This is a genomic window from Microscilla marina ATCC 23134 (assembly GCF_000169175.1).
Lineage (GTDB): Bacteria > Bacteroidota > Bacteroidia > Cytophagales > Microscillaceae > Microscilla > Microscilla marina.
In genome coordinates this window covers 45,011-60,549 of record NZ_AAWS01000013.1, presented here as the reverse complement: position 1 = coordinate 60,549, position 15,539 = coordinate 45,011, and the positions used below count along the sequence as shown (strand labels likewise).

Genomic DNA, 15,539 nt, shown 5'->3' with positions numbered 1-15,539 from the left:
TGGGTTTTGACGCTGCTCTTACGCCGTTGCTTGTGTCTTCACAAGCAACCAAAAGTGCTTCATTAATAATCGCAGAACAACCTTCTCGTTTTTCGGAATACTGAAAAACGCCCTCAGGTGCTGGAATCAGGGTCGGTTGTTAAAAGCCTTCCGCAGAAGGCTTGGATGAATGGAAGTCTCCAAATTTACTTGAGTAGCAAAACCTCTCAAAATACTAAGGGGCACCAAGCGATGAAATTTACTACACTAGGGCAACCATAAAGGATTGCCCCTACAAAAGGCATTTGAATGGGTTTTGACGCTGCTCTTACGCCGTTGCTTGTGTCTTCACAAGCAACCAAAAGAGTGCTTCATTCAGAACAACCCTCTACGCTCGTTTTTCAGAATACTGAAAAACGCCCTCAGGTGCTGGAATCGGGGTCGGTTGTTAAAACCCTTCCGAAGGAGACTTGAAAATCTTAATACAGGGAAGTCTTCTATTTATTCATAGTGTCAAGTCGCCCTGCGGGAAGGCTTGACACAGCAAGTGGTGTACCTAACACTTGGAATTTAGTTCCTAAAACCCTGATTAACGCTGCGAGCCATCAACTCTAGGCTAATCACTTGTTGCTTACACCTTGAAGCTTTAGCAGCTACTTCCTCCCAAAATCGGCAGGTATTTCGCCCCAAACCTTGGTTTCCCACTTAATAATTTTGGTAGTATAAGTGTTGTTCTCTAGCCATACAAGGGCACGATCTACCAGCTGAAACAGTTCTTCGGTTTTTGCCGTGCGCTCAAGGGTCGTTTTTATTTTTTTGTTGCGCACCCAAGCCATTGCTGTTTTCGAGTCGGTATACATAGGCACCGGGCTATTGTGTTTTTTGAGCAAAGCCAAGCCGTGCACAATGGCCAAAAACTCACCAATATTTACCGTACCCAACGGAAAAGGGCCCATGTGAAACAACAGCTCTTTTGTGCGGGTATGTACCCCTTGGTATTCGAGCTCGCCTGGGTTGCCACTACAGGCAGCATCTACCGAAAGGCTTTCCAGCAAGGGCTTACCTACGGCCGATTTAGCCGCAGTGGTGTTCTTTTTGCCCACAAATGCCCCACTACTTTGTTTAAAAGCAGCTTCGGCTTCGGTTTTACTCAAAAAAGATTTATAACGTGCGCCGTCAAAACCTTTTACTTGTGCTTCGCAATCTTTCCAGTTGTCAAACACTCCTGCTTTGCGCCCTTGCCACACTACATAAAATTTCTTCTTGTTTTTTGCCATAGTTAGCGATCTAAAAGTTACACCTACTCACTCTTGTTGATTGGTTGCTCGGTAGCCTTGTCGCTTTCTGGTTCTTTGTCTTTAAAAAACACCCTTTTGACCCAGCGAGGCAAGAAAATAGCTCCAAATAATAAGTAAGGGTAAAAAGTGGCAATACGCCAAATAAGTGCCGCAATGAGCACAAAAGCACCAGCAAATTGCTGGAAAAATGCCTTGAAGGCAAGCTCGGCAAACCCAGCAGCCCCTGGGGTGATGCCTACCAGCAATACTACCCACAATACTACATGCCGCGAAAATACAAAGCCATGCATGGCTGGGGTAAGCACTACAAATGCTGCAATGAGGCAGTTAACAATGAGGTAGCGTGCCGACCAGATCAGGCAGGTAGTACCTATGGCTCTTGCCCAATAGGTAAAGTTAGTGCCTCGGATGGCTTTAGATGCCAATACCATTTCGTTGCCTTGTTTTTCGGCCATTGGCTGAAAACGACGCAACCACTTGATGCCAGTTACTTTTACAAATACCCACTTGACAATGTGTGGGTTGATAAACAAACCATACGTCATAAACAAGGTATAGCCACCAATGAGCGCATAACTTATAAAAAACATATAGCGTACATACTCCCAGTCCATGGTCATACCAGCTCCACTAATGGCCACAAACAAATTGGCTGGGTCATACATCCCCGAATAGTACAAAAGCATTACTATGGCACCTGCCACCAAAAAAAACATGTTATCGAGTATGGCAGTAGTCATTACATACGCCATAGACTTACCAAAGCTTAAGCCTTCTTTCATCAGCACAATGGTTGCCAGGGCGGTGCCTCCTACTGCTGAAGGGCTTACTGCCGACGAAAACTCCCATAACATGATAGAATAAAAACTGCTTGTCCAAGAGAGGTTCTTGTGGGTAATATAACGAATACGATAGATATACAAAGCATCGCGTACTACAAGCGTAAGTACAGCAAGTATAATCCATAAGATGCTGGCTTCTTGCAATTTACCCCAAGGAATTTGCCCTGCATCTTTGTAAAAAAGGTATCCGGTAATGGCAAGACTAATGGCTATAGGTATAAATATTTTAGATGGGTTCAGACTCTTCAGAACCTTACTTTTATCTTTTGTGCTAATTTCACTCATGAGCTAATCGTCTCTGTTACTTGTTGTTCACTGGCTTTTTTCTCAATCCAGAAATTATTGTAACCTGGTTCGATGTGCAAAGATACCAAACCATTTTGTAATAATTCGAGTATAGCCAAAAAATTGAATATTACTGCAATCTTGGTTTTATAAGAAAGTACAATTTCGTTAAACTCCAGTTTGGGCTTTTGCTCAAGCAAACTTATCAGCATCGTTTTTTGCTGTGCCACTGTATAAGGATAAGGTACCACCTTGTGTACTACGTGCTCTATACGGCTCTCATAACGTGTCATTGCTTTTTCGTATACCTGTAGCAATTTATACAAGTCGAGCCGATGCATTTCTATATCCACCTCATACGTTCCCGCCACTCTCTCTATTTCTACTATCACGTTGCCCCGTTTTTCGCGCATGAGTTGTCGGTCTTCCAGGGCTTCAAACTCTTTGAGCACCGACTTATACTTTTTATACTCTAGCAGAAAATCCACCAGCTCTTGGCGTGGGTCGTCATCCTCATCACTTTCTTCGTCGCGTGGCAACAGCATTTTGGCTTTGATACGCATCAGCGTGGCTGCTACTACTATAAACTCACTGGCAAGTTCTATATTCATCTGCTCCATTTGATGCATATAGTCCAGAAAATCCTGCGTAATTGTAGAAATAGGAATATCATAAATATCAACTTCCTGTCGCTCTATAAAGAAAAGCAGCAAATCGAATGGTCCTTCAAATAACGGTAACTTGATCTCAAAACCCACTTTAAAGAAAGTTTAATACAGGAACTCACCTTAGATTATCTTCTGGGCGACAAAACCTCCCCCAAATACGAGTTCGGATTTGCCATACTTTACCTCTAATGCCTTAGAAAACAAAAACCCTGATTTTTCATATAAAGATTTACACTCAAGGCGAGCTCTTAGTTAAAAACGGTTAAAATTAACCATAAAACAAACATTTGTGCATCAATATAGCTTATTTTAGATATATTGCAAATCCAAAGTTTGACACTCAGACGTAAGTATGGTAGCAAAACCATATTTGATATTACTAACACCATACACAATATCATTTGTTTATTCACTCATAATTTTTGCAAAACTAAATTAACCACAGGTAAGTTAAACCAAGATTGTGTACCTGTAGCAAGACTATGATCTTGAGTGAAAATGGTGGCCTAAAAAATAAAAACAATCGGTGTCAAAACATTGCATAGTCATTGATTGTTATTAATCATATTTTGTTTAACCGACATAAATCAAAATTTTATTATGTTAATAGAGCCGGGTAAGTTACTAAAGCAGATCAACAACCCAGAAGACTTACGTCAGCTTTCGCCAGAGCAGTTATTTGATGTATGCACTGAGTTGAGACAATTTATTATCGATACTGTTTCGATTCACGGAGGACATTTTGGAGCAAGTTTGGGTGTAGTAGAGCTTACAGTGGCACTACATTATGTATTTAACACGCCAGACGACCAGTTGGTGTGGGATGTAGGGCATCAGGCTTATGGTCACAAAATTTTGACAGAAAGACGCGAAAACTTTCACTCCAACCGCAAATATGGAGGACTTTCGGGTTTTCCTAAGCGCAAAGAGAGCAAATACGATACTTTTGGGGTAGGACATTCGTCTACTTCTATATCGGCAGCCTTAGGAATGGCGCTTGCTTCTAAGCAAAAAGGAGAAAACCACCGTCAACACGTCGCCATTATTGGAGATGGTGCCATGACTGGGGGACTTGCTTTTGAAGGAATGAACCACGCGGGGGTATCAGACAGCAATTTGTTGATTATTTTGAACGACAACTGCATGTCTATTGATCCAAACGTAGGAGCACTCAAAGATTATCTGACCGATATTACAACCTCTAGAACTTACAACAAACTACGCGATGAGGTTTGGAAAATGTTGGGCAAATTCAATCGTTTTGGCCGCTTTCAAGAGCTTGCCTCTAAAGTAGAGGGTGCAGTAAAAGGGTCAGTATTAAAACAAAGCAACTTATTTGAGTCATTGAATTTGCGTTATTTTGGTCCGGTAGATGGTCACGACATCAACCACTTGACCCACGTACTCAATGACCTAAAAAATATACCAGGACCTAAACTTCTTCATTGTGTTACAGTGAAAGGAAAAGGGTTTGCTCATGCCGAAAAAAACCAAACCAAATGGCACGCGCCCGGTTTGTTCGACAAGGTGACTGGAGAAATACACAAATCGGTGCCTACCGCTCCACAACCTCCCAAATACCAACAAGTATTTGGACACACAATACTGGAACTTGCCCAGGAAAACCCCAAAATAATGGGCATTACTCCCGCCATGCCTTCGGGCTCGTCGCTTAACATTATGATGGAAGCCATGCCTGATCGTGCCATTGATGTGGGCATAGCCGAACAACACGCCGTTACTGTGTCAGCAGGTATGGCTACTCAGGGATCTACTGTATTTTGCAATATTTACTCTACGTTTATGCAGCGTGCCTTTGACCAGGTCATTCACGATGTATGTATTCAAGGCTTACCCGTAATTTTCTGTTTAGATCGGGCTGGTTTTGCCGGAGCCGATGGACCTACTCACCACGGGGCGTATGACATAGCTTATATGCGATTGATCCCCAATATGATTGTATCGGCGCCTATGAACGAACAAGAGTTGCGCAACCTAATGTATACTGCTTCGCTTGATGAGTTTAAAGAAGAAGGCAAAGCTTTTACCATTCGTTATCCTCGTGGTCAAGGGGTAATGCCAGAATGGAGAACTCCCCTAGAGAAAATAACCATTGGTCAAGGGCGTAAACTACGCGATGGCAGTGACGCCGCTATATTGACTATAGGGCATATAGGCAACTATGCTACTGAGGCTTGCGAAACTCTGGCCGAAGAAGGTCTCAACATAGGGCACTACGATATGCGTTTTGTAAAGCCCTTGGATGAGGCAATGTTGCACGAGATTTTCCAGAAGTTTGACAAGGTAGTCACCGTAGAGGATGGTTGCTTACAAGGGGGCTTTGGTTCGGCTGTACTAGAGTTTATGGTAGAACACGGCTACACTGCCAAAGTAAAACGTCTGGGGATTCCTGACCGTATTGTAGAACATGGCTCTCAACTTGAACTACAGACAGAGTGTGGTTTTGACGCTAAAGGCATCGCACAATCTGTTCGCGAAATAGCAGAAGTAGTTTTTAAGTAAGATTTTAACAAAGTAATAAATCACCAAATATTAAGCCCTGAAAATCCTGTTTTTCAGGGCTTTTTCATTGCAACTAACTCCTTCAATAAAACAATCAAAGTTATTAAAAAATACCTCTACGAAGTAATCATTTTTAGGTTTCATTTCTCGTTGATTTTAACAAAAAAATAATCTAGCTTTGCCCTCATTATATTGTAATATTTTGCAATACGCTATTATTTAAAACATCAGAGAATATAATGAAAATGATTGAAGAAAAAGATGGTACTTACTCTGCCCGAATAAAAAATTTAAGCACGTCGATAGAAAGAAAAGTTGCTTTAAGACGTAACTTTATGAAGGAAATAGAAAAACGATTGAACGACGAAAAATAAGTTGAAAACAATCAACAGACAGTATTGATTGAACAAACCCATGGAAAAAAAGGCGCTCTTATCAAAGAGTGCCTTTTTTTATGCGATTTTTTGTAAGGGGCTTTTATTTACTATTTGTGTTTTGTTGCCACTGCTCCTACCGTTAAACAAGCCCGCATATACTATCAATTGTTAATATGCGTAGGAGCAATTGTTTTAAAAAAACTGTCTTTTACCCAAATTATCCACTATGCGCTCGTCCATATCATCGAATGACAGTCGTTTTACCCTCGTACTAAGTAGCCTTAAGATAGTTTTATATACATTAGTTGAGAAAATTATTTCAAAAAATGGCTTTTTTTTACATTTTTGTATAAATGATACAGATATATACTGATTTGTAAAGACTTATTTACTCTTTTGAAATTTTTAGAAAAAAATATGCTGATGTTATGGCTAATCAAAATGACTTTGCCGAAAGGCTGAAAAACCTCATTGAGAGGCTCAACATGAATAAAAATTCTTTCAGTGTAAAGCTGGAAGTAAGCCCTACCATTATCCATAATATTATCGATGGCAGGGGTAGCAAGCCTAGTTTTGAGGTGTTGCACAAAATTGTGACTACGTTTAAAAATGTAAACGCTTACTGGTTATTAATGGGCGAAGGCGATATGTTGATAGAGAGTAACGAAAAGGAAAAATTGGTTTTGTCAAAATCTGAGCTGGATTTAAAAAACGAAAAAATTGCACTTTACGAAGAATTACTCAAAGCCAAAGAAGAAACTATTTTAAGCCAAAAAAGCGAAAATGCTTTGCTAAAAAAAGAAATTCAACGACTAGAAGAACAAAGCAACAGTAGTAACTCACTGTTCTAAAATTATAGCTACAGATTTCGTCCTGGGCTTGCTTCTGGGTTGTAAAGCCACAGGTGTATGCGGCAGGATGGGTTCATATTTTTTCAACAAAACCTCAAATACAATGACAAGAGTAAATGTTACTTCTGGTACTATGTGGGAAAAGCAAGTAGGGTATTCGCGTGCTGTAAAAATAGGCAACCTGATAGAGGTATCGGGTACTACGGCAGTAGAAGACGAAAACCGTATTGTAGGCATTGACGATGCTTATCGGCAAACCCGGTTTGTGCTTGAAAAAATAGAAGATGCGCTCAATCAAGCAGGAGCCACGCTCAAAGATGTGGTGCGTACTCGCATGTATGTCACCGACATTAGCCAATGGGAAGCTATAGGCAAAGCACACAATGAGTTTTTTGGCGCCATTAATCCGGCGACTTCTATGGTAGAAGTGAGCGCTTTGATCAACCCTGACTTGTTGGTAGAGATAGAGGCCACTGCTTATATTGACTAAATGGATCGGTTACTGGCGTATGACAGCGAGGGTAAAGGGCAAAAAACAGTGGTGTTGTTGCATGGATTTTGCGAAAACCGTACGATGTGGCGACACCTTGTGCCTGTGTTGACGGCTCAGTATCGGGTAGTAAATATAGACTTGGGTGGTTTTGGTCAAAGTGCGCATCTGCTGCCCCCTGTGGTAACGATGGACACCTTGGCGGCGCAGGTACTGGCATTGCTCCAAAGTTTAAATGTCCATACCTGCACTGTGTTGGGGCATTCGTTGGGGGGCTATGTGGCGCTGGCAATGGCGGCACAACACCCTACTTTGCTGGAGGGCTTAGGGCTGGTTCACTCCAGTGCATTGCCCGATTCGGCACCCCGCCAGGCAATACGCAACCGCATTGTGTCTATTGTGCGCCAACGTGGGGTTACTCCCTTTGCCCACCACTTTGTACAAGCCTTGTTTTTAGCCGAAAGGCTACCCGAACTCGCTGAAGCAATCAATGAAGCTAAAACAATGGCCTTGCACACTCCCCAAAAATCGCTGATAGAGGTCACACTTGCCATGCGTGAACGCCCCGATCGCAGTGAGTTGTTACAGCAACTCTCTTGCCCGGTCTTGTTTCTCATTGGCAAGCAAGACCCTGCCATTCCCATGAGTCAATACCTGCCCCAAATAGTGTTGCCAAAAGATGCCCACATTCACTTGCTAGACCACACCGCACACATGGGCACTTGGGAACGCCCCCAAAAAACCAGTGCCATTCTCCAGCACTTTGTCCATTATTGCCAAACAGGTAAAGTTTTATAGAAGATCACTCACCATTGCCAGCCTGCCAGCCCTGCCCTCTCTATGACTGCCTAGCCTGACCCAAGTTTTTGATGTAATAAGTACTCATTTTTGCCAAAGCTTTATAGGCTCATTTCATAAAATGAAAGTTTTTTTCTTATATTTGCAAATATAATACTCAAAGTAAGCGTTTTTAGCTTTTTCAAGAATTGCTTGACGCTTCTGCCAAGTATTATACAACCATTTGCCATCATCTAATACTCAAAAACTCAATATTACTATGTTCATCTTCAAACGCTTGATTCGCTATTTTTTACAGGGTTTGCTTTTTGTAGTCCCCATTTTTTTTACCGCGTATGCCGTATATTTTGTATTTACTTTCTCTATCAACTATACGCTTTCGGCCATTCGTTTGACAAAAAGATATACCTATTTACCAGTAGAAGTACATTTTCTGGTGTATGTAGCCATCGACCTTGTCGCCTTGGTCATTATCGGCTACCTGGCTTCGGGTTTTATTACCAAAGCGATGTTTAAGTGGTTTAACCAATTGCTTTTCAGAATCCCCATTATTCGTATTATTTATTCCTCCCTCCAGGGTTTTACCTCTGCTTTTGTGGGCAGCAAACGCAAATTTGACCGTCCAGTATTGGTAAAAATGAACCCATCAAACCTCGAAAGGGTGGGTTTTATGGTACAAGACGATTTGTCACGGCTACACCTGGCGGGCAAGGTAGCGGTGTACCTACCCGGTTCTTATGGTATTTCGGGTACACTGGTAATTGCCCTTGCCGAAAATGTTAAACCTTTGGATACTTCTGGCTTAGATGCGATGAACTTTATTATTTCGGGGGGCATTGCCGACCTGGAGGGTTTTAGAATAAGGTAACACACCACCGCCTTTATTTTACTCAATCTCATATTTTCAATAAACCAATACTAAAATATGCAAATCAAAAAGCCTATTGTATTTTTTGATCTCGAAACTACCGGAACTGATACCCTGAACGATCGTATTGTGCAAATTGCTATTATCAAGCTTGCCGCTGATGGCACAAAGGTAGAGAAAGAACGCTTGATTAACCCTACCATTCCTATTCCTCCGGAGGTAACCAAAGTACATGGGGTAAGTGATGAAATGGTCAAAGATGCCCCTACTTTTCATCAGGTAGCCAAGAGTTTGTTTGAGTTTATCAGGGGGTGCGACCTGGCAGGGTACAATCATTTAAACTTTGACATGCCCCTATTGATTGAGGAGTTTGCCCGGGCTGGGGTTGTTTTTCCTGAACCAGATGTGCAATATATAGATGTAATGAAGGTTTACTATCATTTTCACCCACGTACTTTGTCAGCGGCTTATCAGTTGTATTGCCACAAAGAACTAGAGAATGCACACAATGCGATGGCAGACACTCAGGCAACGCTTGAAATTTTTGAAAGCCAACTGGCTACCCACTTCGACGAGGAACCCAGCATAAACGAAATTCATAACCTTTGTTTTTCCAGCCGCCATGTAGACTTTTCGCGTCGGTTGGCTCGTGACAAGGAGGGGGAAATAATTTTTGCTTTTGGCAAACATAAAGGAGAACGGGTACGGGATAATCGGGGCTATGCCGAATGGATGCTTAAGGGCGGGTTTCCGGCAGATACCAAGCGGATTTTACAGGAATTGCTGCAATCATAAGCGGATGTTGTGTCAATGTATTGTTTGTGTAGAGTACCTCCCTACACAAACAATTGGTCACTCAGGGGTGGGCTGCTACCCATATTTCGCCATCTTCGTAAATTTCTTTTTTCCAAATAGGTACCACCTGCTTCAACGTGTCTATGAGGTATTCGCACGCCTGAAACGATTCTTTACGATGGGGAGTAGAAACCGCAATCACTACTGCGGTTTCTTCTACGCTTAGCTTGCCCACCCGATGATAAATGGCTATTTTATCGGTTTTCCAACGCTTTTGTGCCTGCTCAGCTATTTCGCGCATCTTGTTCATGGCCATTGCTTCGTAAGCCTCAAACTCTAGCGAAATCACTTTTTTGCCTTTGGTTTGGTTGCGTACGGTGCCCACAAACACTGACAAACCTCCACAATGAGGCGAACGGACAAGGTCTATTACTTCTTGTTCGTTGATGGGTTGGTCGGTGATTTTAAATTCCATAAAGAGAGTTTTATTAGGGATTGCTCAAAATAACGTTTTTTTGCTCAAAAACCTTTGCCTCCCGACAAAAAGCAAAGCATTGCCTGCCGAAGGTTTATGCCGGGTTAACCTCCGCTTACGGGGGGAATAAGGGCTATTTCGTCGTTTTCTTTCAATACCACTTCTCCTTTTGCATAATCAGAGTTTACCGCAATCATCAAGCTTGTCAAGCGGTCAAAATCCGGGTATACTTTATGCAAATGCACGATCAATGCCTCTACAGTGGTTTTTTCTTCTACTTCCAGCGCAAGTGATGCCCCTCCAACAATGTCGCGGGCAATGCCAAATAATAGTATATTTAACTTCATACCAGGTATGTGATTGAACTATTTAGTTTATTATTAGTTTTTGTATGTGTTATCTTTGTTCGGTAGTCCACAACTTGGACAGGCTCAAGGTACAGGGTTCTAGGTTCTAGGTTCTAGGTTCTAGGTACACCCTGCCAGCCACTAATAAACTCATAAATCGCTTATTTTTAAGTGTTTTTAATTTTCTTAGCCAGCCGTACACACTTGTAGTATCTGCTTAAAAGCAAGCATTGATGCACAAGTATTGAGGACTATCAACAATCAATTGCTGGCTACCCAAACCCTGCCTTGGTCTTTTCAAAGGGTACTTTTGTTTGGATAAACAGACAATAAAGTTAGAAAATAAACCATAAACACCAATATTGAGTTCAAAATGCAGTTACCTTCTCAAATTATAGATAATCATGGGCGTCCTATCAACTACCTGCGTCTGGCGGTCACCGATCGGTGTAACCTCCGCTGTTTTTATTGTATGCCTGAAGAAGGCATCAAGTACTTGCCCAAAAAACACCTGCTTTCTTACGAAGAGATGGAGCGTTTGGTGAGGCTATTGGCAAGCATGGGGGTAAACAAAATACGACTTACCGGAGGGGAGCCCTTCTTGCGCAAAGACCTGATCAACTTTATGCAAACCATTCGTAACATAGAAGGGATCAATGAGCTCAATATTACTACCAATGGGGTGCTGACTGAACAATACATTCCGGCAATGGTAAAAATGGGCATATCGTCGGTAAACCTGAGTTTGGATACGCTTGACAAAGAACGGTTTCTAAAAATTACCCGCCGCAACGAGTTTGACAAAGTCATGCGTTGTCTCGATGCCCTGATTGAAAGTGGAATCAAAACCAAAATAAATATGGTGGTCATGGCAGGACAAAATACTGAAGACATTGTACCTCTTGCCGAGCTTACCCGTACTCATGCCATAGGGGTGAGGTATATAGAAGAAATGCCTTTTAATGGTGAGGGACAACGCACCAAGCAACTTGCCTGGAACCACCAACAAATTCTGGCTACCCTAAAGGCGGCTTACCCCACCATCGAAAGGGTAAAAACGGCGCCTCACGCTACTTCGGTCAATTACCAAGTTCCTGAACACCAAGGCTCATTAGGCATTATTGCCGCATTTTCGCGTACTTTTTGTGGTAGTTGCAACCGCATAAGAATGACGGCACAGGGTACGCTCAAAACGTGTTTGTATGACCAGGGGGTGCTTGATGTAAAGCAGTTGATGCGGGCAGGAGCTACCGACCAGGCACTTGCTGTGGCATTGCTGGGGGCTTTTAACCAACGAGCCAAAGATGGGTATGAAGCAGAGCAAAAACGTAAAAACCAACTGCCTGTGTCTGAGTCGATGTCTACTATAGGCGGATAGTTATGTTCGTTATTATGCTCACTCAACAAAGGACTCTATTTATTGCTGCTGTATATTGGTAGACCATTAAGGAACGTGATCGCCCCGTAAACGGGATTTCGGGCGTAGCCCTCAACAATAAGTGTCCGATTTAGAACAAATTAGCTTCGCAGAGCTTGAACTTCGTTCTGCGGTTCTCTTTACTGACTTTCGTTACTTTTAGCCTTGAGTTTATGTCCTCAATCTCGACACTTATTTTGAACATGTTCCTAAGTTATTTTAACTATTTTTAATTTTAACTTCAAAAAACACACCTTGTCGTTATAGGTTTTATTCACAAAATTACACCGCGTTATGAACAGTAAACTTGCGACTTATTTTGTTGCTTTTCTTTTAATTTTAGGCTTGTCTGACTGTACCATGAAAGGGCAGGCATATAAGCCCAATGTTACCCGTGATGTACGCATAGGCAAACAAGTGCGAGACGAGGTAGTAGCTAAAATGCGGATTCTTAACCGCTCCCAATACGCCCAGGCTTACCAACACCTGGACAAAATGGCCAATACTATTTTACAGTCTAAAGAAATCAGGTTTCGCAGCGAGTTTGAGTGGAAACTGTACATTGTGCACGACGACAATACCATCAATGCCTTTGTTACACCAGGAGGCTATATTTTTGTGTATACGGGGTTAATCCGCTATCTTGAAACCGAAGACCAGTTGGCAGGGGTGTTAGGGCACGAAATAGCCCATGCAGAGCGACGTCACTCGATAAAAAACCTAAACAAACGCATAGGTACTACTATAGCGCTTACTATTTTGTTGGGCAATGGCAGTACAGCCAACCTTGCCAACACACTCCTGGGACTTACGTTTAGCCGTTCGGCAGAACGCGAAGCCGACAATTACTCGGTGATGTACCTGGCAGACACTCATTATCAATGCAATGCTTTGTCTGAGTTTTTTGACAGAATGGCAAAAGAGGGGGGTAATAAAAAAGCGGCTTGGTTGAGCACTCACCCCGCATCAGAAGATAGGGTAATGAATATAAATAAGAAGGCTCAGAAAATTAATTGTCAAACCGTTGGCAACCGCAAAAGTTTGGCGCAGATTAAAAACTCTTTGCCTCCACGTTAATAAAAATTTTGAAAGGCCTGCTGGCACCTAATAAAAAAATAGAAGGTAACCAGTCAAACTCAACAGCGAATATTAATCTCGGTAAGAATTTCTTGGGTTTCTTTGGGAGCGTTGGTTTTGCTGATTCTCCAAGTGCTCAAGTCTTTCTAACTGGGCAAGGTTAGGATCTACCTCATCGGCAAATAATCCATGCTTGCGCAGATTTTCTGATTTACGCTTAAAATGGAAAAAGATTTTCGATTCTATCTTTTTCTCAAACATAGGGGGAAACTCAAATAACTTAATTGTTTTTTCCTGAAACACAGCCTCCTTTTCCGGCAACTCTGTATTAGGATAGTTATTGGTCCAATCAAGGTAGTATAAACTTCCATTCAAATGTTTTAAGTCAGTCATTGTAAAGTCTAAGCCACTTTCATAAAGCTTTTGCAAAACAGTAACTGTGCGGGGTTTTCTTTGTCTAGTACGTCTCATAGCTTACTCTAACAAATTTCAATTTAGGATTAAACCAAAAGTTTGTATTTGTAAATATGTTTAACAAACTAAAATATGCTTTAGTCAAACTTTAGCTCTTGTTGTTGATACGTTTTTTACGTGGAATTATTATTAGCAAAGAGTAATTGAAGGAATGAATTATGATTGAATTGTTGATAAGGCTATTTGGTTGACAAACTGCCATAACAATACTCTCTAAATTTAACAAAATTAAGTATCAATAGCAAAAGGCTGTTAAAATACTCTTTACTTATATTTATTTAGTATTTGATATGGTAGTTGGTATTTGGATATAGTTTAAAGCATAGTTTAAACTTTTTTAGGGCGGCAAAAATACAAGTTTTTTTTTAAGAAGCTATTCTATCCCTGCTTTTAATTAAAATATTTGGTTGTATGCTGCACATCCTGAACCGTAAGTCGCCCCTCCCCCATTGAACTTAAGCTGTTCCATTGAAGTCATAAAATAAAGACAAACTGCTTAGGTTGCCCCATGCTTGTATATGCGGTGCTGTAGGCTGCTGAAAGTAAGGCGTTTTCTTACTTATGTTTTACTTCAAGGCTTGCCTCCTGGCTAAGAAAATATATACCCATTAAAATGTACGCCAGAAAGTAAACTAATGCCTTAGGCAATTAAACAAAAAGAACATTGAGCCGTCTTGGATATTCAAATTTGAGAATGCAAGTAATCCGCTGATTGCGTTAACCCCACTTTCCGAAAATTATCTAACACTTGGTAGGCATCCATGGGTGGGTTTCTCTTGCCACTGACCAATTTCAAAAACGCTTGTACAGCCTTGTCTGGGTTTAAGTCTATGGTATCAGTAATAAAATCATCCGCACTTTTGGCTACCAAACCAAAAGTAGCCAAATAGTCATTTGGAAAATCTTTGATGTTGTTTGTAACAATAAGGTTTGCATTCGTCTTGATTGCAGCTGCCAAAACATGTCTATCTTTTTCATCTTTCAGTGTAAGAGTTTCAATTAAAGACTCATAATTATCAACCAACGCAAAGGGAAATGCTTTATTTGCATTCTCTATACGTTTGGCTATTTCTTTTCATAACATCTTGCCACTCATCAAATATATGCTTGCTCCACTTTGGAGTATACAAGTCAAAGTAGGCAAGCCAGAATAGCAGGTCTCGTATTGTGATTGGATAAATTACATTGGTATCTAAAACACAAGTGAATTTTTGGCTATGAATCATATAATCCGTCCTCCTCATCTAGCCTCATCATTTCCAAAATTCTTTTTTCCTGGTCTTGTTTCATCTTTGTTTTGTATTCCATCACATCTTCAATCTTTATCCTCCGATGCCTGCCCACCTTAGTAAATTTAATCTCACCTGTCTCGAGTAGCTTAACCAAGTGTGGGCGTGAACAACCCAAAATCTCGGCTGCTGACTGGGTAGTAACCTCTGCCTCGACTGGCGCTATAGACACCGCCTTTCCTTCTCCCATTGCCTTGAGTACTTTAACCAATAATTTTAATGCCCTCAAAGGAATTTGAACCTTCTGCTTGGTTTCTTCTACCTCTACTTCTACTGTGCGTGAATTTACTTGCTTTAGCATCGTGGTAAGGGCATCATATGAATGTAATGCTGTTGTCTGCTCCTCTTTTGAAGGCTTGTCAATTTTTTGAAAATTTGCCATAATTTTATTGTTGTTTTAATTACAAATAAACGAAACAATGTTTTTTTACAAGGGGTAATAATTAGTGTGTACAAAAAACAGTAATAACCAAAAGTTAGGCAAAGGGGAGGTTGACTATAATCAAAGCACTACTTAAGGTAGTTCAGAGAATGCTACACTATTATTTATTTACAAATAGGGCACAAAAGCAAAAACAACGTTTAAAGCTATTTGAGAGGTTTTTTTGTAAGGGTAAGGAAAGGTAGGTAAAATAAAAAACAGCCCCGACAGAGCTAACACCTTATTTCACAATACATTAAAAGTC

At 41.2% G+C, this 15,539-nt stretch carries 17 protein-coding genes; 9 read left to right on the top strand and 8 right to left on the bottom strand.

All coding sequences use genetic code 11. The features are described from left to right. Positions 1-632 precede the first annotated feature (632 nt). From M23134_RS13745 to M23134_RS13735, 3 genes are read right to left on the bottom strand one after another with little or no spacing between them, the layout of a single operon-like run. Entirely contained in the window at positions 633-1,256 is a 624-nt protein-coding gene (locus tag M23134_RS13745) for a ribonuclease H1 domain-containing protein (RefSeq protein WP_002697043.1), read from the bottom strand. 23 nt (positions 1,257-1,279) lie between these two features. Continuing rightward, positions 1,280-2,404, bottom strand: coding sequence for a lysylphosphatidylglycerol synthase transmembrane domain-containing protein (locus M23134_RS13740; RefSeq protein WP_002697040.1), 1,125 nt, complete (start codon positions 2,402-2,404; stop codon positions 1,280-1,282). Then, on the bottom strand, positions 2,401-3,162 hold the full coding sequence (locus M23134_RS13735; protein ID WP_002697038.1) for a segregation and condensation protein A: 762 nt from the start codon (positions 3,160-3,162) through the stop codon (positions 2,401-2,403). The genes M23134_RS13740 and M23134_RS13735 overlap by 4 nt, the downstream gene beginning before the upstream one ends. A 510-nt stretch (positions 3,163-3,672) precedes the next feature. Between M23134_RS13735 and dxs the strand changes: the two genes are divergently transcribed. The 7 genes from dxs to M23134_RS13705 all read left to right on the top strand — a co-directional run bounded on the left by dxs (position 3,673) and on the right by M23134_RS13705 (position 9,774). Then, positions 3,673-5,595, top strand: coding sequence for a 1-deoxy-D-xylulose-5-phosphate synthase (gene dxs / locus M23134_RS13730; RefSeq protein ID WP_002697037.1), 1,923 nt, complete (start codon positions 3,673-3,675; stop codon positions 5,593-5,595). Between the two features lie 239 nt (positions 5,596-5,834). Next, the gene (locus M23134_RS42490; RefSeq protein WP_002697033.1) at positions 5,835-5,969 is read left to right on the top strand and encodes a hypothetical protein; all 135 of its coding nucleotides are present in this window, start codon (positions 5,835-5,837) and stop codon (positions 5,967-5,969) included. Between the two features lie 431 nt (positions 5,970-6,400). Further along, entirely contained in the window at positions 6,401-6,823 is a 423-nt protein-coding gene (locus tag M23134_RS13725; RefSeq protein ID WP_002697029.1) for a helix-turn-helix domain-containing protein, read from the top strand. 103 nt (positions 6,824-6,926) lie between these two features. Next, positions 6,927-7,313 carry a RidA family protein gene (locus M23134_RS13720; RefSeq protein WP_002697026.1) on the top strand — a complete coding sequence of 129 codons (387 nt, stop codon included), beginning with the start codon at positions 6,927-6,929 and terminating at the stop codon, positions 7,311-7,313. Beyond that, positions 7,314-8,111 (top strand): alpha/beta fold hydrolase, encoded by a 798-nt coding sequence (locus tag M23134_RS13715; RefSeq protein ID WP_002697024.1) that lies wholly within the window; start codon positions 7,314-7,316, stop codon positions 8,109-8,111. Positions 8,112-8,370: 259 nt separating this feature from the next. Beyond that, positions 8,371-8,979, top strand: coding sequence for a DUF502 domain-containing protein (locus M23134_RS13710; RefSeq protein ID WP_002697020.1), 609 nt, complete (start codon positions 8,371-8,373; stop codon positions 8,977-8,979). A 57-nt stretch (positions 8,980-9,036) separates the two neighbouring features. Beyond that, positions 9,037-9,774: a 3'-5' exonuclease gene (locus tag M23134_RS13705; RefSeq protein WP_002697018.1), complete on the top strand. Its 738-nt coding sequence runs from the start codon at positions 9,037-9,039 to the stop codon at positions 9,772-9,774. Positions 9,775-9,835: 61 nt separating this feature from the next. On the opposite strand, the gene M23134_RS13700 is transcribed toward M23134_RS13705, so the two are convergent. Further along, positions 9,836-10,249, bottom strand: coding sequence for a molybdenum cofactor biosynthesis protein MoaE (locus M23134_RS13700; protein WP_002697014.1), 414 nt, complete (start codon positions 10,247-10,249; stop codon positions 9,836-9,838). Positions 10,250-10,353: 104 nt separating this feature from the next. Then, positions 10,354-10,596 carry a molybdopterin converting factor subunit 1 gene (moaD, locus tag M23134_RS13695; protein ID WP_002697012.1) on the bottom strand — a complete coding sequence of 81 codons (243 nt, stop codon included), beginning with the start codon at positions 10,594-10,596 and terminating at the stop codon, positions 10,354-10,356. Between the two features lie 373 nt (positions 10,597-10,969). Here moaD and moaA point away from each other — a divergent pair, with 373 nt between their 5' ends. Next, positions 10,970-11,974: a GTP 3',8-cyclase MoaA gene (gene moaA / locus M23134_RS13690; RefSeq protein WP_002697010.1), complete on the top strand. Its 1,005-nt coding sequence runs from the start codon at positions 10,970-10,972 to the stop codon at positions 11,972-11,974. 333 nt (positions 11,975-12,307) lie between these two features. Then, positions 12,308-13,090, top strand: coding sequence for a M48 family metallopeptidase (locus M23134_RS13685; RefSeq protein ID WP_002697009.1), 783 nt, complete (start codon positions 12,308-12,310; stop codon positions 13,088-13,090). Between the two features lie 72 nt (positions 13,091-13,162). Here the strand turns inward: M23134_RS13685 and M23134_RS13680 are convergent, their stop codons facing one another. From M23134_RS13680 to M23134_RS13670, 3 genes are all read right to left on the bottom strand, one after another. Next, positions 13,163-13,561: a hypothetical protein gene (locus M23134_RS13680; protein WP_198145017.1), complete on the bottom strand. Its 399-nt coding sequence runs from the start codon at positions 13,559-13,561 to the stop codon at positions 13,163-13,165. A 685-nt stretch (positions 13,562-14,246) separates the two neighbouring features. Beyond that, positions 14,247-14,588 carry a PIN domain-containing protein gene (locus M23134_RS42070; protein ID WP_232296805.1) on the bottom strand — a complete coding sequence of 114 codons (342 nt, stop codon included), beginning with the start codon at positions 14,586-14,588 and terminating at the stop codon, positions 14,247-14,249. Between the two features lie 191 nt (positions 14,589-14,779). Further along, positions 14,780-15,235 (bottom strand): helix-turn-helix domain-containing protein, encoded by a 456-nt coding sequence (locus M23134_RS13670; protein ID WP_002697005.1) that lies wholly within the window; start codon positions 15,233-15,235, stop codon positions 14,780-14,782. Between the last annotated feature and the right edge of the window lie 304 nt (positions 15,236-15,539).